This window comes from Allostreptomyces psammosilenae (genome assembly GCF_013407765.1).
In the GTDB taxonomy this organism is placed as follows: Bacteria; Actinomycetota; Actinomycetes; order Streptomycetales; family Streptomycetaceae; genus Allostreptomyces; species Allostreptomyces psammosilenae.
On record NZ_JACBZD010000001.1, the window covers coordinates 1,599,404 to 1,621,579 of the forward strand.

The following is a 22,176-nucleotide window of genomic DNA, read 5'->3' on the forward strand; positions in this document are numbered from 1 at the left end:
CTGTGGATATCCGCGAACCCCCCTTGTCTCCAGGGGTAACGGAGGATGTGGCACGGCGACAACGGGATTTCTCCGGCCTGGTGACAACCGCGCGCCAGGCTGGGCGGGAACGCGGCACCGAGCCACCCTCTGGCTCGGGAATCCGAGGAGTATGGCGCCCAAGGGATACAGGCAGGAAAGGCTGAGCGCCCCGTGAGCCGGATCAGGGGATGTAGACGCTGGCGCCGAACTCGAAGGTGCCGCTCCCGCCCGGCGGGACGGTGCCGAGCACCTGGCCCCGGCAGTCCGGGTTCGAATAGACGGTGGCGGTCTCGTTGGTGTTGTTCCGGATGGTCAGCGGCCAGATCTGCGCGTTGTAGCAGCCGCTGGGGTTCGTGTAGCTGTTGGGGGCGATGTGGAGGGTGCCGGTCGCGGCGGAGGCCAGGGGCGACGTTCCCAGGGCCAGGGCTCCGGTGGCGGCCAGAACGAGGGCGGTGGTGGCAATGCGGCGCATGCGCGGCTCCCCTTGCATTGGCGGGCGCCGAGTCCTGACGGGGCACCCATATCAACCTCTCAACACGCAGAGTAGTGATCAGGTGTAAGTCTGTAATCACTCGGTCGGGTGAACGAGCCGGTAGTGCGGTCACGCGTTCGGGCGCGAGCTGTTCCACGGGCGCAGGGGTGCTTCAGGCCGACCGTGTTGTTGTCAGTGGCTGGGGGTGCGGTGCGGGGTGATGGGCCGGACGGAGATCGTGAGGGACTCGCGGCCATGGGGGGTGGGTCGTACAGGCCCCGGCGCCCAGCTCGGGACTGGAGGTGTCTTGCCGTGTCCCCACCCCCCAACGCCGCACCCCGTCGTGGGAAGCGCGGTTGACCAGCCCGCCAACGGAGGCGGGGCTCGCCCGGCTGTGAGCGGCGGCGAGTCCCTCGCCGACTTCTTGTGCCTGCCGGGGCGGGGGAGCGGCCCGGTGGGGGCCGCCGCCGCGGCGCCTGGAGCGGTCTGGATCCGTTGTGCGGGGGCTCTTGTGTGATCGTTCACTTGGATCTAGAGTCCCGGGACAGCAAGCGCTTTCCCTCTCTGAGCGAGGAGCTCCTCTGTGGCCTCTCCTTCGTCCCGCGTGCGCGTCGCCGTCGTCGGTACGGGCGGCATCGTCACCGGCAACCATCTGACCGCGCTGCGGGCCCATGCCGAGCGGACGGAGCTGGTGGCGGCGGTGGACGTCGACTCCGGCCGGCTCCGCGCGTTCCGGGAGGCGGCGGACGCCGCCGGGATGGCGGGGGTGCGGGGGTACGACAGCCTCGGCGCCATGCTGGCGGAGGACCGTCCCGACCTGGTGCTCATCGGGACGCCGCCGTCGCTGCACCGGGAGCAGACCGTGGCCGCGTTGGAGGCGGGGGCGTGGGTGTGGTGTGAGAAGCCGTTGTGCCTGTCGTTGGCGGAGTTCGACGCGATCTCCGCGGCGGAGGAGGCCTCGGGTGCCTACGCCGCCGCTGTCGCGCAGCACCGGTACGGGTCGGGGGCGGTCCACGCCCGGGAGCTGATCGCGGGCGGCGAGTTGGGCGCACCGTTGGTGGCGCACTGCCAGACGACCTGGTACCGCGACAGCGCTTACTACGAGGTGCCGTGGCGCGGCCGGTGGGCCAGTGAGGGCGGCGGTCCGACGATGGGGCACGGCATCCACCAGTACGACCTGCTGCTGCACCTGCTCGGTGACTGGTCGGAGATCCGGGCGATGGCGGGGCGGTTGGTGCACGACGTGGAGAGCGAGGACGTCTCGGCGGCTGTGGTGCGGTTCGCCGGGGGCGCGGTGGCCACCGTCGTCAACAGCGTGCTGTCCCCGGACGAGGTCAGTCGCATACGGGTTGACTGCGCCGAGGCGACGGTGGAGCTGACCCATCTGTACGGCCACCGCAACGAGGATTGGGTCTACACCCCGCGCCCGGGCCTGGACGACGACGGCCGTCTCGCCGCCTGGCGCACGCCGGCGTCCGATCTGCCCAGCTCGCACGCCGCGCAGCTCGGCGTCCTGCTCGACGCCTACGCGCGGGGCGTCAGGCCGCCGGGCAGCGGCCCGGACGCGCGCCGCACCATCGAGTTCGCGGCGGCGCTGTACAAGTCGGCCTTCACCGGCCGCCCGGTGCTCGCCGGGGAGATCGTGCCCGGTGACCCGTTCCACGAAGCGATGCACGGCAACCACCCGGAATGGAGCCCCGCCCGATGACGATCGAGGTCAACCACCGCCACGGCGATCGGATCACCGTCGCCTGCGGCGGCGTCGAGCTGATGAGCTACGTCTACCGGCCCGACCCGGATCCCTTCGAGTCCCGCAAGCCCTACGTCCACCCGCTGCGCACCCTGGCGGGCAACCTCGTCACCGGCTACCGGCCCAACGACCACCGCTGGCACAAGGGCCTGCAGATGACCGCCAGTCACCTGTCCGGCCAGAACTTCTGGGGCGGCAACTCGTATCTCGGTCCCGAGCAGGGCTACCAGCGCGTCCCCGAGCGGGTGGGCAGCATGCGCCACGACGGGTTCCCGGTCCTCGACGCCACCGAGGACCGGTTTCAGCTCGCCGAGGGCCTCACCTGGGTGGCCAACGGCGGCCAGGAGTGGGCGCGCGAGGAGCGCGGGATCACCGTCCACTCGGTCGACGCCGAGGCCGGTACCTGGGCGCTGGACTGGTCGATCCGGCTCACCAACGTCCGCGGCGAGCCGCTGCGCTTCGGCTCGCCGACCACCGCGGGCCGTGAGATGGCCGGCTACACCGGTCTGCAGTGGCGCGGCCCGCGCGACTTCACCGGCGGTCTCGTCCTCACCGGTGACGGACCCGGCACCGACGGGGACGTCATGGGGCTCGCCGCCGCCGAGGTTCCCTGGATCGCCTTCACCGCCGAGCACGACGACGTCGACGCCCACTCCACCCTCGTCTTCGCCCACGCCCCCGAGAACAACGGCGAGGGCGCCATCCACCCCTCGCACTGGTTCGTCCGCTCCGAGCCCATCCCCACGGTCGCCTTCTCCTGGGCCTTCTTCGAGGAGTTCGAACTCGCCCCCGAGCAGTCCTTCGCCTACCGCTACCGCGTGGTCGTCGCCGACGGCGCGTGGGACCCCCAGCGCATCACCAAGCACCTGGCCTCCCTGGCGTGGTGAGCCGGCCCGCCAGGCCGGCCACGATCCGAGGTGAGGGGAGGCGGGGGAGGCGGCGCCCTCAACCGCCCGGTCGTCCGCGAGTCGACCGGCCCCGCCCCCGCCCCCTCCGCGCACCGCTGATCCACTGATCCGCCGCACACGGGTGATCCGCCGCACACGGGCGGCCGGCCCCCGGGTCCAACGACCCGGGGCACCGGCCGCCGCCACGCCTAGGCGGCCGGTGCCCCGTCGAGTTCGGCGGCGGGCCGGCCCTCCGCGGACGGCGCGGCGGGGTGGGCGTGCACCAGGTCGCGGCCGGACGGCTCCCACAGCCGGCTCGGCGCCAGCGTGCGCAGCGCCGGCGCCACCTCGGCGGCGAACGTCTCCAGCTGCTCGCGCTGCACCTTCGCCGGGAAGGCGTCCACGCCCAGCCCCAGCAGTTCGTGGCCGAACGCCTCGTACCACCGCCCGACCTTGTCGATGACCTGCTCCGGGCTGCCGACCAGCGCCGATCCGTCCGCCACGGCCTCCTCCAGGGTGTGGAACGGGGAGGCGTTGGCCTTGGCCGCCGCGGTGGCGCGGAAGGCGTCGAAGTACGGCCGGTACTCCCGGATGGCCTGCTGCGAGGTGCGGGCCACGTAACAGCCTCCGGAGCCGGCGGCCACGACCGCGTCCTTCGGATCGTGGCCGTGCGCCTCCCAGCGCTCCCGGTAGTGGCGCACCAGCGCCGCGTACTTCTCCAGCGGGTGGAAGCCGTTGGCGGAGAACAGCGGGTCGCCGTGGTAGGCGGCCAGCTCGGTGGACAGGGTGCTGGTCGCGCTGCCGTGCCAGACCCGGACGGGCAGTTGCAGGGGGCGCGGCTGGGTGGTGACACCGCGCAGCGGGGCCCGGTAGTTGCCCTGCCAGTGGACGTCCTCCTTCTCCCACAGCAGCTTCAGCAGGGCGTAGTTCTCCGCGAGGTACTCCCACTGGTGGCTGGCCTCCAGCCCGAAGAGCGGGAAGTGCCGGGAGTCGTTGCCCTTCCCTATGACCAGCTCCAGCCGGCCGCCGGAGAGGTGGTCCAGGGTGGCGTAGTCCTCGGCGACGCGCACCGGGTCGAGCACGCTGAGCACGGTGACCGTGGTGAGCAGCCGCACCCGCCGGGTGCGGGCGGCGATGTGGGCGAGCACGACCGGCGGGGCGGAGGACAGGAACGGCGCTCCGTGCCGCTCGCCCACGCCGAAGGCGTCGTAGCCGAGTTCCTCCGCCAGGACGGCCTGCTCGACCGTCTCCAGCAGCCGCTGGTTCTGGCTGTACTCCTGGCCGGTCACCGCGTCCGGCGCGTTGCTGATCAGCGTGAAGACGACGAACTTCATGGTGCCCTCCGAGGCGGGTGGTGTGTCGGTGCGGAGGCGGGGGGGCCGTGGCCGGGACCGGGGCCGGGCGGACGGGTAGGCGCCCGGTGCCCGCGCCGTCCGGTCAGGGCGAGAGCGCGCTCGGGCCGGCCCGACGCGCGGACGCGGAGGCGCACGCGCACGCGGAGGCGGACCGGGACGCGGAGGCGTGGCCGGCGTGCCCGGGGAGAGGCGGGCGGGTCAGCGGGCCGGCGGGGTCACCCGGACGCGCGGCGACAGCAGGAACTGGCGACGAGCCGAAGATCGATGTGGCGACGCGAGAACGGGTGGAACCCCTCGGTGATCGTCACGGGGAGGAAGCGGTGACCCCGCCGGGTGGTGCCGGCGGGGCGACAACAGCCACTGTGGCCGTCGGCGAAGCCCATCGGTGCTCCTCGGTCCCGGACCCGGGGACCCGGGTCAGCGCTTGCAGCCGGCCGATTGGACCGCTGCCTGGTCCTCACCCGGGGCACCCCGCCGCGGAGGGGGTTGCCGGCCAGCGAGCCGGGGCTTGGCGCTGGCACTCGTGACCTGCCGGAAGCATAACCCCGCGTGTCGGAGGGTCAACCGTCTGGTGGACGGCATCTCGCCACGTGGACACGTTCGGTTGACAGCGGCGCCGGACACTTGCCTAACATCACGTCAACCGACGGCATCCGGACAGACGACGGACGCCGCGGACCGCGGCACTCCGCCCGTCCCTCGCCCGAGGACGACGGTGACCGGAGCGCCCCGTCGGCATTCATGGAGGCCACCGTGCGACAGTCGCGCACCCGGGACGGACAGGAGCTCCACGTCACGTGGCACACCCTGCGCCGCCACGTGGACCTCTGCCGCACCTGCGCCTGCCTCTGTCCGGCCCGCTGAGGCCCACGGGACGAGCGGCGGCCCCGCCCCGCCGCGGCGCACCCCGGTGACGCCCCGCCGACCGGCGGGTGACCGTCGCGCCCCGGCCGGCCGTCCCCGTCCGCCGCTCCCGGCAGCCCCGCCCACGGCGGGCATCCCGCCGCGGTCGGGGTGACCGGCCCGCGACACTGTTCCGGCCCGGCGCGCCCGTCGGCCGCGCCGGCCGCGCCCTGACCCTGCCCACGCCCCGCCACGTCACGCCACGTCACGCCGCGCCACGGCACGCCGTGCCCGCTGTCGTGACGCCCCGTCGCCGGGACGTCCCGTCGCCGTGACGCCCCGACGCCCCCAACGCCGCGCCGTCGGGCCGGGGCCGTGACCGTCACGCCGTCCACGCCGTGACCCCACGGGGGCGGCCGGCGCACCACCCACGCCCGCGAACCACCGGCGCCGCCCACGCGTCCCGGCGCACCGTGACGACGCCCCGGGCCCACGCGGCCCGCCGGCGCCCACCCGAGGAGCCCCGTTGAGAGCCACTGTCCCCATCCGACGCCGACCCACCGGCAGGACCCCACGGCGGGTCGGCCGCCTGTCCGCCGCGCTCCTCGCCCTGGTGGCCCTGCTGACCGCCTGCACCTCCAGCACCGGCGGCCAGACGCCGGGTGAGGCGGCGTCGGCCGGCCCGCCGGTGTCCGGAGGACGGCTGCGCTACGCGCTGTCCATCGCGCCGGTCTGCCCGGATCCGCAGCAGGCCAGCATGAACATGGCCGTGTACATCGCCCGCCAGGTCGTCGACTCCCTCACCGACCAGGATCCGGAGACCGGCGAGATCGTCCCCTGGCTGGCGGAGTCCTGGGAGGTCAGTGCGGACGCCCGGGAGTTCACCTTCCACCTCCGGGACGGCGTCACCTTCAGCGACGGCACCCCGCTGACCGCCGAGTCGGTCAAGCGCAACTTCGACACCATCGTCGGGGAGCTCGGCGCCGCCGCCCCGCTGGCCGGCAACTACCTGGCCGGCTACCAGGAGACCCGGGTGGAGGACGAGCTGACCGCCACGGTCGTCTTCGACCGCCCCAACGCACAGTTCCTCCAGGCCAGCTCCACCTTCTCGCTGGGCATCGTCGCCGACGCGACGCTGCGGACCCCGGCCGCCGAGCGCTGCCAGGGCGAGGTCATCGGCTCCGGCCCGTTCGTCTTCGACCGCTACGTGCAGGACCAGGAGGTCGTGCTCGCCCGCCGCGAGGGCTACGCGTGGGGCTCGGCGGCCTTCGGCCACCAGGGCGAGGCCTACCTGGACGCCATCGACTTCCGGATCATCCCGGAGTCCGGGGTCCGCGCCGGCTCGCTGGCCTCCGGGCAGATCGACGCCAGCAGCGACGTGCTGCCGCAGGACGAGCCGCAGATCCTGGCGGCCGGCGGGTCCGTGCTCACCACCGCCAACCCGGGAGTCGTCTTCAACCTGCAGACCAACGTCTCCCGGGGGCCGCTCAGCGACGCCCGGGTGCGCCAGGCCCTCCAGGTCGGCATCAACCGTCAGGAGGTGGTCGACACCGTCCTCGGCGAGCACTTCAACCCCGCCACCAGCGTGCTGGGCGGCAAGACCCCCGGCTGGACCGACCTGTCCCACCTGCTGTCCTACGATCCGGACGCCGCCGGCCGGCTGCTGGACGAGGCCGGCTGGATCCCCGGCCCCGACGGCATCCGGGTCAGGGACGGCGAACCGCTCGCGGTGGACGTCGTCTTCTCGGCCGTCTTCAACGGCAGCCAGGCCGCGCTGGAGCTGGTCCAGCAGCAACTGCGCGCCATCGGCGTGGACCTGCGGCTCCGGCTGGTCACGCCCGCCGAGTCGGCCGAGATCGACGCGAACGGCGACTACGACACCTACTACTACAACAGCACCCGCGCCGATCCCGACGTGCTGCGCCTGCAGTTCTCCAGCACCCTGACCAACCGCAACCACCGGGAGCCCGACGACCGGCTCGACCCCGTGCTGGAGCAGCAGCTCGCCGCCACCGACGAGGCCGAGCGCGCCGAACTGGTCGCCGAGGCGCAGCGACTGATCATCGAGAACGGCTGGTCCATCCCGCTGTTCGAGCTCTCCCAGGCCATCGGGGTCGCCCCCCACGTGCACGGCCTCGCCTTCGAGGCCTCGGCACGGCTGCAGTTCTACGACACCTGGATCTCCGCCGACTAGCGGACGCCTGCCCGGCCGGATCCCGCCGGGTCCTGGCCCACCCGAGGCGTCCGGATGGTGGTCCATGCGACCGCCATCCGGACGGTTCCACGGCGCGCCGAGGGCTCGTGCCGGCGTCCACCGAGCGCCGGCACGCCCTCCGGCGCCGCCCCACCCCACACCACCGCCACCGCCGCACACCCACCGCCCGGAAGGAGGCCGAGTCGGATGGCCCGCTACCTCGTCGCCCGGCTGCTCCAAGCCGTCCTGGTCCTGTGGGCCGCCTTCACCCTCGCCTTCGCCATCCTCTACCTGCTCCCCAGCGACCCCGTCGCCATCATGCTCAACGCCGGCGGCGAGGGCAGCGCCGTTTCCCCCGAGGAGGTCGCCCGACTCCGGGCCGAGTACGGACTCCAGGAGTCCATGGCCGGCCAGTACCTGTCCCTGCTCGGCGGCCTGCTCCGCGGGGACCTCGGCACCTCCATCACCACCGGCGCGCCGGTCGCCGACGCCATCGGGCAGGCCCTGCCCGACACCCTCCAACTGGTCGGCGCGGCCCTCGGCCTCGCCGTCGTCGCCGGCGCCGGCCTCGCCCTTCTCGCCACCTGGACGCGGGCCCGCGCCCTGCGCGGGCTGCTGCTGGCGCTGCCCCCGCTGGGGGTCTCCGTGCCGACCTTCTGGGTCGGCCTGCTGCTGCTCCAGTGGTTCTCCTTCCGGCTGCCCTGGTTCCCGGCGGTGGGCGACGGCACCGCCCGCGCCCTGCTGCTCCCGGCCATCACCCTGGCCCTGCCCACCGCGGCCACCGTCGCCCAGATCCTGGCGCGCAGCCTGGAGGAGGTCTGGCGGCAGCCCTTCGTCCAGGTCACCGCCGCCCGAGGGGCCGGCCGCACCCGCATCCACCTGCGCCACGCCGTCCGGGTCGCGGCCCCGCCGGTGCTCACCGTCGCCGGCGTCACCGTCGGCCAACTGATCGTCAACTCGGTCGTCGTGGACACCGTCTTCTCCCGCAACGGCGTCGGCCGGCTCACCCAGACCGCCGTCGGGGCGCAGGACATCCCGGTCGTGCTCGGCGTGGTGGTCTTCGCCGCCGCCGTCCACGCCTGCGTCAACCTCGCGGTGGACCTCGTCCATCCGCTCATCGACCCGCGCGTCGTGGCCACCCCACGGCGGGCGAGCTGAAGGAGTCCGCATGTCCGAGGCAACCACCCGGCCGTCCCGCGCCGCAGAGCGGACCGGCGCCGCGGCGCCCCCCGCGCCACCGCCACCCGGGGGACCACGGCCCGAACCCCCCGTCAAGCCCGACGGCCCGGTCACCGACCCGGGCGGAGCGGAGCACCCGGAGCACGCCGACCACCCCGGGCACGCCGAGCCGTCCCGCCGCCGGGCCCGGGCGGCGGCCGGACCGCTCGCCGCGGCCCTGTCCGCCCTCCGCCGGCCGGCCGGCCCGGTGGCCGCGCTCGTCCTCGCGCTCGTCCTGGCCTGGGCCGTGGCACCCGGCGCCTTCACCGCCACCGACCCGCTGGTCGGCGTCCCGGCCGAGCGCCTGCTGCCCCCGAGCCCCGACCACTGGTTCGGCACCGACCACCTCGGCCGCGACATCCACGCCCGCGTGGTGCACGGCGCCGCCCTGTCCCTGACCGCCACCGTGATCGCCGTGCTGGTCGGCCTGGTCGCCGGCTCGCTCCTCGGCCTGGTCTCCGGCTACCTCGGCGGCCCGCTGGACGACGTCCTCATGCGGGCCGTCGACGTCCTGCTCGCGATCCCCGGCCTGCTGCTCTCCCTCGCCGTGGTCACCGCCCTCGGCTTCGGGACCACCAACGTCGCCCTCGCCGTCGGCGTGACCTCCGTGGCCGCCTTCGCCCGGCTGATGCGCGCCGAGGTCCGCGCCGTCCGCGCCTCCGCCTACGTGGAGGCCGCGGTCGCCGCCGGCGTCCGGTGGCCGGCCGTGCTGCGGCGGCACGTCCTCCCCAACTCCGCCGGCCCGGTCCTCGCCCTGGCCGCGCTGGAGTTCGGCGGCGCCTTCCTCTCCGTCTCCGCGCTCAGCTTCCTCGGCTACGGCGCCGCCCCACCCGCCCCCGAGTGGGGCTCCCTCGTCTCCGAGGGCCGCAACTACCTCGCCACGGCCTGGTGGTACACCACCCTGCCGGGCCTCGTCATCATCGCCGTCGTGCTGTCCGCGCACCGCCTGGGACGGTCGCTGGAGAACCGGAGGGACCCGCGGTGACCGATCCACGACACGACGAGGGACCCCTGCTGTCGGTCCACGGCCTGCGCGTCGCCTACCGGGTCGGCACCGGCCGGGAGGTCGAGGCGGTGCGCGGCGTCGACCTGCGCGTCGACCCCGGCGAGGTGGTCGCCCTGGTCGGCGAGTCCGGCTCCGGCAAGACCACCGTCGCGCAGAGCGTGATCGGACTGCTGCCCACCGGCGGCGCGGTGCGCGCCGGCCGCGTGCTCTTCGAGGGAGAGGACCTCGTCGCACTCCCCGAGCGCCGGATGACGCGGGTGCGCGGCGCCCGCATCGGCCTCGTCCCGCAGGACCCGGGGGTCTCCCTGGACCCGGTGCGCCGCGTGGGCGACCAGGTCGCCGAGGCGCTGCGGCTGCACCGGGCCGTCGACCGGCGCACCGCGCGGGCCACCGCGGTGGACCTGCTCCGGGAGGCCGGGCTGCCCGAACCGGAGGTCGCCGCGCGGCGCCACCCGCACGAACTCTCCGGCGGCCAGCGCCAGCGCGTACTGATCGCCGCCGCCCTGGCCTGCCGTCCCCGCCTGGTGATCGCCGACGAACCGACCAGCGCGCTCGACGTCACCGTGCAGCGCGTGGTGCTGGACGCGCTGGACACGCTCACCGGGCGCCACGGCACCGCCGTCCTGCTGATCACCCACGACCTCGGCGTGGCGGCCGACCGCGCCCAGCGCGTCGTGGTCATGCGGCACGGCCGCGTCGTCGAGGAGGGCCCCACCGCGCAGGTGCTGCGCGCGCCGCGCGACCCCTACACCCGCGAACTGCTCGCCGCCGCGCCCTCCCTGGCCTCCGCCCGCCTGATCACCCTCCGGGACCGTCCGCCGCGGCGGGCCGGGAGCGACGACCCGCTCGCGCGGCCCGCCTCCGCCGCCGACGCCGCGCCACCCGCCGACCGGCCGCCCACGCCGCTGGTGGAGGTGGTGGACCTGCGCAAGGAGTACCGGACCCGGCTGGCCGACGGCCGCCGGCACACCCTGGCCGCCGTCGACGGCGTCTCCTTCAGCGTGCCGCGCGGGCGCACCCTCGCCCTGGTCGGCGAGTCCGGCTCGGGAAAGACGACGACCGCCCGCATGGTGCTCGGCCTCACCGGGGTCACCGCCGGAACGGTGCGCTTCGACGGCGAGGACGTCACCGGCCTGCGCGGCCGGCCGTGGCGCCTGCTGCGCCGCCGGATGCAGCCCGTCCACCAGAACCCGTACGCCTCGCTGGATCCCCGGTTCGGCGTCGCGGACATCGTCGAGGAGCCGCTGCGCGCCTTCGGGATCGGCGACCGCGACGAGCGGCGCCGGCGGGTCGCCGAGGCCGTCGAGCAGGTGGCGCTGCCCTCGTCGGTCGCGAACCGGCGCCCGCGCGAGCTCTCCGGCGGCCAGCGGCAGCGCGTCGCGATCGCCCGCGCCCTGGTGCTCCGCCCGGACCTGCTCGTCCTGGACGAACCCGTCTCCGCGCTCGACGTCTCCGTCCAGGCCCGGATCCTCGAACTGCTGGTCCGGCTCCAGGGCGAACTGGGCCTGACCTACCTGCTGATCTCGCACGACCTCGCGGTGGTCCGGCAGGTCGCCGACGACGTCGCCGTGATGCGGCGCGGACGACTGGTCGAGGCCGGCGCCTGCGCGCGGGTGCTCGCCGCGCCCGCCCACGACTACACCCGGGAACTGCTCGACGCCGTCCCCGGCCGCCGTGCCGTCCGATCCGCCTGACCCGCCCGTCCGACAGCGCCCCACCCACACCGCCCCATGGCGCCGCGCCCGACCTCCCCAGGAGCGAACCGATGTCCCGCCCCAGCACCCCCGCGCCCTCCCGCCCGTTCCGGCTGGCCGTCGAGATCGACGGCGCCGGCCGCCACCCCGCCGCCTGGCGGCTGCCGGACGCCGAGGCCGAGGCGCTGCACACCGCCGACCGCCACGTCCGGCTGGCCCGGCTCGCCGACCGGGCCGGCTTCGACCTGCTGTTCTGGCCGGACTCCTTCGCCGCCCCGGCCACCCGCCCGGACGAGGTCCGCGGCACCCTGGACGCCGTCGCCATAGCCGCCCGGGTGGCCCCGCTGACCACCGGGATCGGACTCGTCCCCACCGCCACCACCACCCACACCGAGCCCTTCCACCTCTCCAAGGCGATCGCCACCCTCGACCTGGTCAGCGAGGGACGCGCCGGCTGGCAGGTCGACGTCTCCACCACCGAGGCGGAGGCCCGGCACTTCGGCCGCAAACCGGCCGCCCCCGCCGAGGTGCTGTGGCGGGAGGCGGACGACGCGGTCGAGGTGGTCGGCCGGCTGTGGGACAGTTGGGAGGACGACGCGGTGATCCGCGACGTCGCGACCGGCCGCTACGTCGACCGCGACAAGCTCCACTACGTGGACTTCGCCGGGGAGTTCTTCTCGGTGCGCGGCCCCTCCATCACGCCGAGGTCCCCGCAGGGGCAACCCGTGGTCGTGGTGCGGGCCACCGACGGGCCCTCGCTGGCGGTGGCCGCCGCCCGCGCCGACGTGGTGCGGGTGCGCGCCGCCGGCGCCGACGAGGCCCGGCGGACCCGCGAGCGGGTGCGCGCCGCGGTCGCGGCGGCCGGGCGGGACCCCGAGCAGGTCACCGTGCTGCTGGACGTGGAGGTGCTGGTGGCCACCGGGCGCGACGAAGCCCGGCTGCTCCTGGAACGCCTGGACGCCCTCGCCGGCACCGTGCACGCCCCGCGCTCCCTGCTGTTCACCGGCACCCCGGCGCGCCTGGCCGACCTGTTGGAATCCCTCCACCGGGACGGCGCCGCGGACGGCGTGACGCTGGTTCCGCTGGCCCTGCCGGGCACCCTGCGGACCCTGGCCGAGTGCGCCGCGGAGGAGCTGCGGCTGCGTGGACTGCTGGACGAACCGGCTCCGGGCGGCACGCTGCGCGAACGCCTCGGCCTGCCCCGCCCGGCGAGCCGCTACGCGCTGCCCGCCTGAGCCGGCCGCCGGCTCCCGCCGGCCGCCGACCCCCCACCGCCGCCCGCCACCCCCTGGAAGGCACACCGACGATGACCGAGCCCCGCAAGCGGATCCACCTCGCCGCGCACTTCCCCGGCGTCAACAGCACCACGGTGTGGAGCGACCCGGAGTCCGGGAGCCAGACCGCCTTCTCCTCCTTCGTCCACCTCGCCCGCACCGCCGAGCGCGGCCTGTTCGACTTCTTCTTCCTCGCCGAGGGGCTGCGGCTGCGCGAGCACCGCGGCCGGATCTTCGACCTCGACGTCGTCGGCCGCCCGGACACCCTCACCGTGCTGAACGCGCTCGCCGCCGTCACCGACCACCTCGGCCTCGCCGGCACCATCAACACCACCTTCAACGAGCCCTACGAGCTGGCCCGGCAGTTCGCCTCCCTGGACCACCTCTCCGGCGGGCGGGCGGCCTGGAACCTGGTCACCTCCTCCGACGCCTTCACCGGGGAGAACTTCCGGCGCGGCGGCTTCCTGCCGCACTCCGAGCGCTACCAGCGGGCCGCCGAGACCGTCGCCGCCGCCCGCGAACTGTGGGACAGCTGGGACGCGGACGCGATCGTCGCCGACGCCGCCGGAGGCGTCTTCGCGCGCCCGGAGGCGGTGCGCCCGGTGCAGCACCGTGGCCCGCACCACAGCGTGGACGGGTTCTTCACCACCCCGCGCAGCCCCCAGGGGCACCCCGTGCTGATCCAGGCGGGAGACTCCCCGGACGGCCGGGACTTCGGCGCGGCCACCGCTGACGTGATCTTCTCCCGGCACGGCACCCTGGCCGCCGGCCAGGAGTTCTACCGCGACGTCAAGGGCCGGCTGGCCGCCCACGGACGGACCCCGGACGACCTGAAGATCATGCCCGGCGTGACCGTCGTGCTCGGCGACACCGCCGCGGAGGCCGAGGAGCGGGCCGCCCACATCCGCCGCCAGCAGGTCAGCCCGGCCGGCGCCATCGCCTTCCTGGAGCAGGTGTGGGGCCGGGACCTGTCCGGCTACGACCCCGACGGGCCGCTGCCCCGGGAGGACCCGGACCCGGCGAACACCTCGGTCACCCGCGGCCGGGTGCGCCACGACCGGGACGTGCTGGCCACCGCTCGGCAGTGGCGGGAGCTCGCCGAGCGGAAGGGCCTGAGCATCCGCGAGCTGGTCATCGAGGTCGCCGCCCGGCAGTCCTTCATCGGCACCCCGCGCCAGGTGGCCGAGGCGATGGACGCGCACGTCCAGCAGGACGCCTGCGACGGCTTCATCCTCGTCCCGCACCTGACGCCGACCGGGCTCGACGAGTTCGTCGACCGGGTGGTCCCCGAACTCCAGGAACGCGGCGTCTTCCGCACCGCCTACACCTCCGGCACCCTCCGCGGCCACCTCGGGCTGCCCCACCCGGACCGGCGGCGCGCGCCCGCGGCGGTCGGCTGAACCGGCCGGAGCCGGGACGGCCCCGTCGCGCCGCCCGTCACGCCGCCTCGTCCGGCCGGCGGGCCGGGGCGGGCGGGGCGTCGAGCAGGTCGAACGCCTCCTCGACCAGTTCGGCGAGCGTCCGCTCCCCCCGGCGGGCCACCCACGCGTTCACCGCCGTCTCGAAGGCGGCGAAGGCCACCGCGGTGAGCAGGCCGGGGCGCAGGTCGTCGGTGCCTGCGCCCATCCGGCGGGCCAGCTCCACCGTCAGGTCGGCCCGCCACTGCGACTGGCGCTCCAGGTAGCGGGCCAGCAGGGCCGGCGTCGTGATCACCAGGGTGCCCAGCTCCAGCGCCTGACGCGGCGCCGGGCCGTAGGCCCCGGCGAACAGGGCGAGCGTGCGCCGCAGCGCCAGGGCCGGCGGCTCGTGCGCGGGACGGTCGGCCAGCTCCTCGCGCAGCCGGGCGCCCAGATCGCCGAGGAACTCGACGACCACGTCGTCCTTGGAGCGGAAGTACCGGAAGAAGGTGCGCCGGGAGACTCCGGCGGCGGCGACGATCTGGTCGACCGTGGTCTCCTCGTACCCCTGCGAGATGAACAGGGTGAGCGCGGCGGTGGTGAGCTCGTCGCGGACGAGCTGTCGCTTGCGTTCGGCGAGTGTGTTCGGCAGCGCCACGGGATCGGTCACGGACGACATCGTAGCGACGCGTCGAACGCGTGATGCAGTGGGCGGCATCATGGGCCCCACCTGACACACCGTGCCCACTGGTCGCGGCGTCACGCGGCCATCGGCCGGCGGCCGTCGCCGGGCGGGCATCGTCAGGCGACCGTTGCTCGGGCACCGACACCGCCGGCCCACGGCCGCTCAGGCCAGCGCCGGAGCGTCCAGCGTGAGCGTGCCGGCGTCGGCGTCCAACACGGCCGGGACGCCCAGCGGGACGGTGAGCTGGCGCTCGTCGTGGCCGAACCCCAGTTCCCAGACCACCGGAACGCCCAGCCCGCCCAGGCGGTCGAGCATCAGCTCGCGCAGCCCGTCCTCGGGGCCGCACCCGCTCCAGGAACCCAGGGCGACGCCCGCCACGCCGTCCACGGCGCCGGAGCGCAGCAACTGGGTGAGCGCCCGGTCCAGCCGGTACAGCGGCTCGCCGACGTCCTCGATCACCCAGATCGCCCCGGGAAGCCGGCGCCGGGTGTGCGGGGTGCCGAGGCCGGAGGCCAGGATGGTCAGGCAGCCGCCCGCGGTGACGCCGTGCGCCCTGCCCGGCACCAGCGGCTTCGCGGTGCCCGAGGTCAGCACCCGGGTGCTCTCCGGCTCGAACAGGGTGCGGCGCAGGCACTCCCGGGTCGTCCGGTCGCGCAGCAGCGCCGGGGTGGCGGCCCCCGGCCCGTACAGCGTGGCCAGGCCCAGTTCGGTGGCGAACGCCTCGTGCAGCGCGGTGATGTCGCTGAAGCCGACGAACGGCTTGGGACGCGCCGCCCGCATCGCCTCCCAGTCGATCAGGTCCACGACGCGCTGGGCGCCGTAGCCGCCCCGGGCGCAGAACACCGCGTCCACCGACGGGTCGCACCAGGCGGCCCGCAGGTCCTCCGCCCGGTCGGCGTCCTCGCCGGCCAGGTAGCGCAGATCCGGGTGGGTGTCGGACACGTGCGGCGCCACCACCACGTCCAGCCCCCAGCCGCGCAGCAGCGCCACCCCGGCCTCCAGGCGGTCCGCGGGCACCGGACCGCTGGGGGCCACGACGGCGACCCGGTCACCGGGGCGCAGCCGAGGCGGCCGCAGCAGGGCGGGGATGGACGTGGCGTCACCCATGGCAGTGCTCCCGAGTGCGTGGCGAGGACGGGACGCCGGTGTGCGCGGCGCCCGGACCGAGTCTGCCGCACCGCCCCCGCAGCGACGGTCTGCGCCGCGACGGTCTGCGCCGCGACCGGCCCGGGGCGCCCGTGCCACCGGTTGCCCTGTCCCGCCTGCTCAGGCCACCGGCGCGCGGGACGGCTCCAGCTCCGCCTCCCCCCGCTCCCGCTCCCGCTCCCGCTCCCGCGATACTGCCCCGTCCACGGCCTCCCCGCCCGGTTCGACGGCGGCCACCGCCGGCTCCACGGCCGTGCGCGCGGCGGCCTCCGCCAGCACGGTGCGGGCCAGGGCGTCGTTCTGCGCGGCGAAGCCCACGCCCACGCCGGGCCGTGGGAACCCCCCGGACCACGCGCCGCCGGCGACCCAGTGGCCGATCGCGTAGCGGCCGGGCTGGACGGTGCCGTCCGCGCGCAGCAGACGCTGCGCGGAGTCCGTCAGCAGCCGGCCGGTGGGCGAGGGGCCGCGTCGTGACGGGGCTCCGGCCCGCTCCGGCCCGCTCTCCGCCTCGATGACCTGCTCCCGCAGCTCGCCGCGGTGCCGCAGCGCGCGCAGCAGCGGGTCCGAGGTCCGGGCGGCGTCCGGTTCCGGCAGGCGCGCCTCCACCAGCCAGCGCGCCCGCACCGCCCCCGGCACGCCGGCCGCGGTGGCCTGGAACACCCCGAGCCGGCCGTCCCCGGTGATCCGCACCTCGGGCCCGAGGAAGCACACCACGCCGGCCCGGCTGAGCGCCAGCAGCTGCTCCAGCCGCTGCGGCGGCGGGCCGCTGGCCAGGTAGCTGAAGAACCCGTGGAACCAGCCCTCCACGTCGGAGCTGACCGCCGACGGCGGCAGCGCGCCCTGCTGGACCAGGCGCGCGAGCACCCCGTACACCGACAGCAGCGCGGCGAAGACGGCGGCGTCGGCGCTGTGCCGGACGTCGCCGCGGCGTTCCAGGTCCCCGCGCACGTACTCCCGAAGACGCTCCTGCAGCTCCTCGGCGCTGGCGAAGCGTTCGCCGGCGAGCGGCCGGTCCAGCGCCTCGGGGTCGAAGCGGTCGGCCGGATCCGGGACCGCCTCGGCGATCCAGGAGGTCAGCTCGGGGCTCCCCCAGGGCAGTTCGGCGTACCGGGCGAGGAAGCGTTCCCGCTCCACCGTGGTTCGCTCCGGGTGGGAGGAGAACAGCTCGTACAGGTGCGCCCCGGCCAGCTCCTTGAGGATGTGCGGCCACACGTCCGCGCGGAAGTCCGGGGGCGCCCCGCCGTCCCGCGGCGGGAACATCTCCGGGGTGAAGTAGCGGGGCAGCGGCGGCGGGCCGCCGGGCAGCAGGTAGGAGAGCTTGGCGTGGTACGGCACCCCGCGCCGGGAGCCGACGTACAGGATCGGCTCCCGCCCCGACGGGCGGTACCGCAGGGTGCCGTCGCCCTCCCGTTCGTACCGGCCGCCGCGCCCCTCGGCGAGCAGCACCATCAGGTCGACGAAGGCCAGCCCCAGGCCGCGCACCAGCACCGGCTCGCCGGCCGGGATGTCGTCCAGCGCGGCGTCCGCGGTGTAGGCCGGCGGGAGGTGGCCGAGACCGTGCTCCGCGGCGAACCGCGCCAGCGGATCGCCCTCCCGGTCCGCGGGCACGTCGAGGTAGCCCTGCGACAGCACGACGGCGTCCGCCAGCAGCGGCTCGCTCCCGTCGTCCAGCCGCACCACCTGCCGCCGCGGGTGGCCGTCCGTCCAGCCCAGGTCCACCGCCGAGGCGCGGTGCACCCGGATCCGCACACCCGGCGGGGCCTCGGCGACCACGCGCTCGAACACCCAGCGCAGATAGCGGCCGGCGAGCGGCCGGGAGGCGAAGGAGTGCTCGGTGAAACGCCGGACCTCCTCGCCCACCAGCGGATCGCGCGCCAGCTCCTCCCGGTTCTCCAGCACCCAGTGCGCCAGCGAGGGCCCCGGCCGGACCGGGCCGTGCAGCGCGGGAGCCGGCTCCGGGAACATCGAGATGTCGGCGGCCACCGAGTTCATCCACAGCAGCGGATGCTGCTCCTCGCGCCAGGTCCGGCCCGGGCCCGGCGGGAACGGGTCCACCACGTGCACCACGAGCGGCCGGTCGCCCAGTGCCCGAGGAGCGTTGGCGATCAGGCGCTCCAGCAACGAGGTGCCCCGCGGGCCGGCGCCCACCACGCACACCACCAGCGGCGTCGAACGGTCCACGGCCATCGTCCCCGCCTCAGGCGCTCGTCGCGGCGGTGGCGGGCCGGATGGTGCCACGCGGGGCCGGGCCGGCCAGCAGCGCGCCGAGCACCGGGCCGCTGCGCTCCACCCAGCCGTCCAGCACCGCCCCGAGGTCCGCCAGGTCGGCCTCCGTCAGGGACAGCGACGCCGTCGGCAGCACCGCCCCCAACTCCAGCAGGACCGGCCGCAGGTGCACGTCCGCGACGAACCGGTGCCCGGCCGAGGCGGAGACGGTGACCGGAACCGCCACCACCCCGGCCAGGCCGTCCGTGGGGAGGCGGTCCAGGAAGGACTTGAGCAGCCCGGTGTACGCCGCCTTGTAGACCGGGGTGGCGACCACCAGCACCCGCGCGGAGCGCACCGTCGCCAGCGCCGCCTCCAGACGCTCCGAGGAGCCGGTCAGCAGCCCGTCGGCCAGTTCGGCGAGGTCCACCGTGGCGACCTCGTCACCTTCGGCGGGAGCGGGTAGCGCGGCGGAGCGGACCGCGGCGGCGAGGGAGAGGGCGGCCGAGAGGGTGCGGGAGGCGGGGCGGGGATTCCCACTCAGGACGACGATGGCAGGCGTGGACATGGCAGGTCCTCGGGAGGTCGGCGGTCCGGGGGACCGGGGAGGAGTGGCGCGCGGACACGGCCCGATGGCCCGACGCGGAGCGGCACGCCGGGGCGGCGGCCGTGTTGGGGGCGGCGGCGCAGGGCGGGCTGGTGGCCGGGGTGGGGCCGGGGAGGAGCGTCCCGAGCGGGGAGGAGATGGGCCCTTCGACCCGAACGGCGAGCCTCAGCCGGCGGAGCGCCCGGGACGGCGCGGGCTCAGCGGGACCAGCTCACCCGGCGGGACACGCGGAAAGGGGTGTCGAAAACCCCGTCAGCAGGGGCGACACGCCGCGCTGACCACGCGCAGCAGGTCGATGTGACCGCGGGTGGTGAGTGCCGGACGGGTAGCCATGCGGCGACCCTAGGCATGCCGCCGTCGGCCCGTCAAGGCCCGTCCGGGAACGGGGGAGCCGGCCGCACGGCCCGGCCGGCCGCACGGCGCCTCCGCGACAGCCGCGACCGGCAGGGCAACTCCCGGACGCGCTCGATCCCTCGGGGGCGTAGGCAACGGGAAGCCTTGGGAGACAGCTGGAGACGTCGGGGGACCGGGGGACCGGGGGACCGGGGGACCGGGGGATCCCACCCCCGGCGTTCACCGGCCGTGGACCCCGCTCGGCCGGCAGCGGCTCAGTTCGTCCGCGGGCTCTCCGGTGACGAGTTCCCGCGCCACCAGGCGTCCCACGGTGGGAGCGAGGGTCACCGCCGAGTGCGTCACGGCCAGGTAGACGGACCGGTCCGGCGTGAGGTGTCCGATGATCGGCCCGCCGGCGGGCACCGGGCGCCGCCCGACACGGTGTCCGAGCAACTGGACCGGGCCGGCGTCGTGGAACGCCGAGCGCAGCCGCTCCACGGCGTGCTCGGCGAACCGCGCGAGGGCCGCATCGGAGCGTCCGTCGAGATGCGCCGCCATCAGCACCTGGCCGTCGCGGACCTCCCGGGCCTCGAACTCGGGCCCGGCGAGGATGGTTTTGACCAGACCCGGAGGGGTCGCCGCACGGATCAGCAGGGCCGGGGACGCCGCGACCGGCACGCTGAGCCCGAGCGGCTCGCACAGCGCCACGACGTCGGTGCCGGCGGCGAGCACCACCGTCGAGGCGGGGCGGAATCCGGTCGCGGTCACCACCCCCGTGACGCGTCCGCCGACCACCCGGAGGGAGGTGACCGCCGAGTCGAGAACCACCCGCGCGCCCAAGGCCTGAGCCGCGCGCACCAGCGCCTCGGTCAGCCGCACCGGATCCACGCCCGCGTCCGTCGGGGTGTACACGGCCCGCTCGGGAGGCGTCCGCAGGTTCGGTTCGAGCGCCGCGATCTCGGCGCGCCCGACCCAGTGCTGGCCCGGCCCCGGGCCGGCGGCGTCCTCCCCGAGCCGGACCGAGGTGGAGGTCCAGGCCAGCGAGCCGGTCCGGCGCACCGCCACTCCGGGCACCTCCGCCTCAAGCCGCCCGTAGTCCGCCAGTACGGATCCGCGCAGGTCCTCGGCTCCGCCCGGCCAGTCGCCACCGCACTCGCCGATCCAGGCGAAGGAGGCGCCGGTCACCCCCGCGGCGGGCGACGCGGCGCGGTCGACCAGCGTCACGGCCGCGCCCTGCCGTGCCAGGTGGTAGGCCACCGAGGCCCCGACGACTCCCGCACCGACAACGGCCACGTCTGCCGTCACTCTGCTCCTCCTCCATCGGCCCGGCGGCTCACCGCTCACTCCCCGGGCGTGTTCCGCCGGGCCCGTTCTTCCTCGGGGCCCGCTCCTCCCGGCCGAGCCGACGGCGGAGGCGACGGCGGAGGCGATGCCGACCGGAAGGCGGGGGCCGAGTTATCCACAGGGAGGAAGTGGGGGCTGCGATCCGTCATCACCGCATGAAATCCTGAAAAAGGGGGTCCCCCCAGATCACCTGCGGAAATCGGCGGAAATTGCTGGCATGCCCCTGGCGAGCGACACGCTGTGCCAGGCCATTCCCCCTGCCGCTCGCCGGCCTTCGCCCCGGGCCCTCTCCCTGGAGCTGGTCGAGAGGGCGGCGGAGCGGCTCAGGAGTAAATCCCGACCGAGTTGTCCACAGGCTCGGATTGCCCCCTGTTGCCGCCCATTCACGCCGTGAGAGCCTGGAAATCAGGGGGCCCACCCGGCCGCTCCGTTCCCGCCTGCCCAGCCCCAATGCCCCGCCGGGTCCCGGCGAGCGGTGCGGCGTGCACGGTGCGGGCGTCCCGATCTGCCGCACCCGCACCCCTCCGCTTCGACTCCTCGGCTCCGTCGTCCGCGACATCCCTCAATCCGTCCCACGTACTCTCGCTCAACGCCCGCAGCGAACCAACCCCGAGGACGTGATCGAGCGCGCGTCGCCCCGGGAGGCTGGTGTGGGCCGGTGGGGGAGGAGGCGGGGAGGGCGCTGTTGACTTCGAGCGCGCTCCAAGACCTAGCGTCTTAGCCGTAGGTGACGGTCCGCAGGCGGACGGAGAGCAGCATGCGGCTTGGCGTGCACATCAACCGGTTCAACCACCCTGGAGGCGCGGCGGGAATCGCGCCCGAACTGGCCGCGGCCGGCGCCGCCGCCGAGGCGGCGGGGATCAGCTGGTTGTCGGTGATGGACCACTACTTCCAGATGGAGTTCAACGGCGGCGCCGAGGAGCCGATGCTGGAGGGCTACACGACCCTGGGTTTCCTGGCGGCCCACACCTCCACGGTCCGACTCGGCGTCCTCGTCACCGGGGTGACGTACCGGCACCCCGGCCTGCTGGCGAAGATCGCCACCACGCTGGACGTCCTGTCCGGTGGCAGGGCCACGCTGGGCATCGGGGCGGCCTGGTACGAGCGGGAACACCGCGGCCTGGGGGTGCCGTTCCCCCCGCTGAGCGAGCGCTACGAGCGGTTGGAGGAGACCCTGCGCATCTGCCTGCGGATGTGGGACCCGCAGGACAACGGCCCCTTCGAGGGCCGGCACTACCGGCTCGACGAGACCCTGTGCGTCCCGGCGCCGGTCAGTGCCCCGCACCCGGAGATCATGATCGGGGGAAGCGGGGAGAAGAAGACCCTCCGGCTGGTCGCCCGCTACGCGGACGCCTGCAACCTCTTCGCCTCCTCACCCGCCGACGTCGCGCACAAGCTGGACGTGCTGCGCGGCCACTGTGAATCCGAGGGGCGAGACTACGCGGCGATCCGCAAGACGGCCGTGTACCGCGGCACCGACCTGTGGCAGGGGGACGTCAAGGCGTTCGTCGCGGACATGGCCGCTTACGCCGAGCTCGGCATCGAGACCGTCATGGTGGGGCCGCCGGACGGCGAGGCGGCCCGGTGGATCGAGCGCGTCGCCCCCGCCGTCCAGCCCCTGGCGGAACTGGGCTGACCCCGGCCCGGTGGTCAGCCGCAGCCCCGGTCGGCCCCACCCCGCTCCGGCCCGCCCCCACTCACAGACCAACCGGCGCCACCTCGCTGTTACCGTTGCTCCTCGAACA

At 75.2% G+C, this 22,176-nt stretch carries 16 protein-coding genes and 1 riboswitch; of the genes, 9 read left to right on the forward strand and 7 right to left on the reverse strand.

The genetic code is table 11. The annotated features are described in order from the left end of the window. Positions 1–202: 202 nt before the first annotated feature. The gene (locus FHU37_RS06410) at positions 203–493 is read right to left on the reverse strand and encodes a hypothetical protein (RefSeq protein WP_179813237.1); all 291 of its coding nucleotides are present in this window, start codon (positions 491–493) and stop codon (positions 203–205) included. 583 nt (positions 494–1,076) lie between these two features. On the opposite strand from FHU37_RS06410, the gene FHU37_RS06415 reads away from it, so the two are divergent. Both FHU37_RS06415 and FHU37_RS06420 read left to right on the forward strand, forming a co-directional pair. Then, complete coding sequence (locus FHU37_RS06415; RefSeq protein ID WP_179813238.1) at positions 1,077–2,201, forward strand: Gfo/Idh/MocA family protein; 1,125 nt, start codon at positions 1,077–1,079, stop codon at positions 2,199–2,201. After that, positions 2,198–3,130 (forward strand): DUF6807 domain-containing protein, encoded by a 933-nt coding sequence (locus tag FHU37_RS06420; protein WP_179813239.1) that lies wholly within the window; start codon positions 2,198–2,200, stop codon positions 3,128–3,130. Before FHU37_RS06415 ends, FHU37_RS06420 begins: the two co-directional genes overlap by 4 nt. A gap of 209 nt (positions 3,131–3,339) precedes the next feature. Here FHU37_RS06420 and FHU37_RS06425 read toward each other — a convergent pair whose 3' ends face one another. Next, positions 3,340–4,464, reverse strand: coding sequence for an LLM class flavin-dependent oxidoreductase (locus FHU37_RS06425; RefSeq protein ID WP_179813240.1), 1,125 nt, complete (start codon positions 4,462–4,464; stop codon positions 3,340–3,342). A 436-nt stretch (positions 4,465–4,900) separates the two neighbouring features. Next, a riboswitch (SAM riboswitch) is annotated at positions 4,901–5,014 on the reverse strand. An 840-nt stretch (positions 5,015–5,854) separates the two neighbouring features. On the opposite strand from FHU37_RS06425, the gene FHU37_RS06430 reads away from it, so the two are divergent. The 6 genes from FHU37_RS06430 to FHU37_RS06455 all read left to right on the forward strand — a co-directional run bounded on the left by FHU37_RS06430 (position 5,855) and on the right by FHU37_RS06455 (position 14,114). Further along, entirely contained in the window at positions 5,855–7,522 is a 1,668-nt protein-coding gene (locus FHU37_RS06430) for an ABC transporter substrate-binding protein (RefSeq protein ID WP_246449625.1), read from the forward strand. 207 nt (positions 7,523–7,729) lie between these two features. Continuing rightward, positions 7,730–8,680: an ABC transporter permease gene (locus tag FHU37_RS06435; RefSeq protein WP_179813241.1), complete on the forward strand. Its 951-nt coding sequence runs from the start codon at positions 7,730–7,732 to the stop codon at positions 8,678–8,680. 10 nt (positions 8,681–8,690) lie between these two features. Continuing rightward, entirely contained in the window at positions 8,691–9,725 is a 1,035-nt protein-coding gene (locus FHU37_RS06440) for an ABC transporter permease (protein WP_179813242.1), read from the forward strand. Further along, positions 9,722–11,440 (forward strand): dipeptide ABC transporter ATP-binding protein, encoded by a 1,719-nt coding sequence (locus FHU37_RS06445; protein WP_179813243.1) that lies wholly within the window; start codon positions 9,722–9,724, stop codon positions 11,438–11,440. The genes FHU37_RS06440 and FHU37_RS06445 overlap by 4 nt, the downstream gene beginning before the upstream one ends. Before the next feature lie 71 nt (positions 11,441–11,511). Continuing rightward, a complete protein-coding gene (locus tag FHU37_RS06450; RefSeq protein ID WP_179813244.1) occupies positions 11,512–12,675 on the forward strand; it encodes an LLM class flavin-dependent oxidoreductase in 1,164 nt (387 codons plus the stop codon). A gap of 71 nt (positions 12,676–12,746) precedes the next feature. Then, the gene (locus FHU37_RS06455) at positions 12,747–14,114 is read left to right on the forward strand and encodes an NtaA/DmoA family FMN-dependent monooxygenase (RefSeq protein ID WP_179813245.1); all 1,368 of its coding nucleotides are present in this window, start codon (positions 12,747–12,749) and stop codon (positions 14,112–14,114) included. A 37-nt stretch (positions 14,115–14,151) separates the two neighbouring features. Here the strand turns inward: FHU37_RS06455 and FHU37_RS06460 are convergent, their stop codons facing one another. The 5 genes from FHU37_RS06460 to FHU37_RS06480 all read right to left on the reverse strand — a co-directional run bounded on the left by FHU37_RS06460 (position 14,152) and on the right by FHU37_RS06480 (position 20,392). Next, a complete protein-coding gene (locus tag FHU37_RS06460) occupies positions 14,152–14,781 on the reverse strand; it encodes a TetR family transcriptional regulator (protein WP_376773900.1) in 630 nt (209 codons plus the stop codon). 177 nt (positions 14,782–14,958) lie between these two features. Beyond that, complete coding sequence (locus FHU37_RS06465; protein ID WP_179813247.1) at positions 14,959–15,903, reverse strand: S66 peptidase family protein; 945 nt, start codon at positions 15,901–15,903, stop codon at positions 14,959–14,961. Between the two features lie 159 nt (positions 15,904–16,062). Further along, positions 16,063–18,129 carry an FAD/NAD(P)-binding protein gene (locus FHU37_RS06470; protein WP_218903953.1) on the reverse strand — a complete coding sequence of 689 codons (2,067 nt, stop codon included), beginning with the start codon at positions 18,127–18,129 and terminating at the stop codon, positions 16,063–16,065. Positions 18,130–18,139: 10 nt separating this feature from the next. Further along, entirely contained in the window at positions 18,140–18,715 is a 576-nt protein-coding gene (locus FHU37_RS06475; RefSeq protein ID WP_179813248.1) for an NADPH-dependent FMN reductase, read from the reverse strand. 612 nt (positions 18,716–19,327) lie between these two features. Then, complete coding sequence (locus FHU37_RS06480; RefSeq protein WP_179813249.1) at positions 19,328–20,392, reverse strand: NAD(P)/FAD-dependent oxidoreductase; 1,065 nt, start codon at positions 20,390–20,392, stop codon at positions 19,328–19,330. A 796-nt stretch (positions 20,393–21,188) separates the two neighbouring features. Here FHU37_RS06480 and FHU37_RS06485 point away from each other — a divergent pair. Next, positions 21,189–22,067, forward strand: a complete 879-nt coding sequence (locus FHU37_RS06485) for an LLM class F420-dependent oxidoreductase (protein ID WP_179813250.1) — start codon at positions 21,189–21,191, stop codon at positions 22,065–22,067. Positions 22,068–22,176 lie beyond the last annotated feature (109 nt).

What these genes read in the sequence shown, in the direction of transcription:
- FHU37_RS06465 (WP_179813247.1), bottom strand. Translation starts at nt 15,903, where the DNA reads ATGGGTGACGCCACGTCCATCCCCGCCCTGCTGCGGCCGCCTCGGCTG.
- FHU37_RS06425 (WP_179813240.1), bottom strand. Translation starts at nt 4,464, where the DNA reads ATGAAGTTCGTCGTCTTCACGCTGATCAGCAACGCGCCGGACGCGGTG.
- FHU37_RS06435 (WP_179813241.1), top strand. Translation starts at nt 7,730, where the DNA reads ATGGCCCGCTACCTCGTCGCCCGGCTGCTCCAAGCCGTCCTGGTCCTG.
- FHU37_RS06470 (WP_218903953.1), bottom strand. Translation starts at nt 18,129, where the DNA reads ATGGCCGTGGACCGTTCGACGCCGCTGGTGGTGTGCGTGGTGGGCGCC.
- FHU37_RS06450 (WP_179813244.1), top strand. Translation starts at nt 11,512, where the DNA reads ATGTCCCGCCCCAGCACCCCCGCGCCCTCCCGCCCGTTCCGGCTGGCC.
- FHU37_RS06440 (WP_179813242.1), top strand. Translation starts at nt 8,691, where the DNA reads ATGTCCGAGGCAACCACCCGGCCGTCCCGCGCCGCAGAGCGGACCGGC.
- FHU37_RS06410 (WP_179813237.1), bottom strand. Translation starts at nt 493, where the DNA reads ATGCGCCGCATTGCCACCACCGCCCTCGTTCTGGCCGCCACCGGAGCC.
- FHU37_RS06420 (WP_179813239.1), top strand. Translation starts at nt 2,198, where the DNA reads ATGACGATCGAGGTCAACCACCGCCACGGCGATCGGATCACCGTCGCC.
- FHU37_RS06475 (WP_179813248.1), bottom strand. Translation starts at nt 18,715, where the DNA reads ATGTCCACGCCTGCCATCGTCGTCCTGAGTGGGAATCCCCGCCCCGCC.
- FHU37_RS06455 (WP_179813245.1), top strand. Translation starts at nt 12,747, where the DNA reads ATGACCGAGCCCCGCAAGCGGATCCACCTCGCCGCGCACTTCCCCGGC.
- FHU37_RS06485 (WP_179813250.1), top strand. Translation starts at nt 21,189, where the DNA reads ATGCGGCTTGGCGTGCACATCAACCGGTTCAACCACCCTGGAGGCGCG.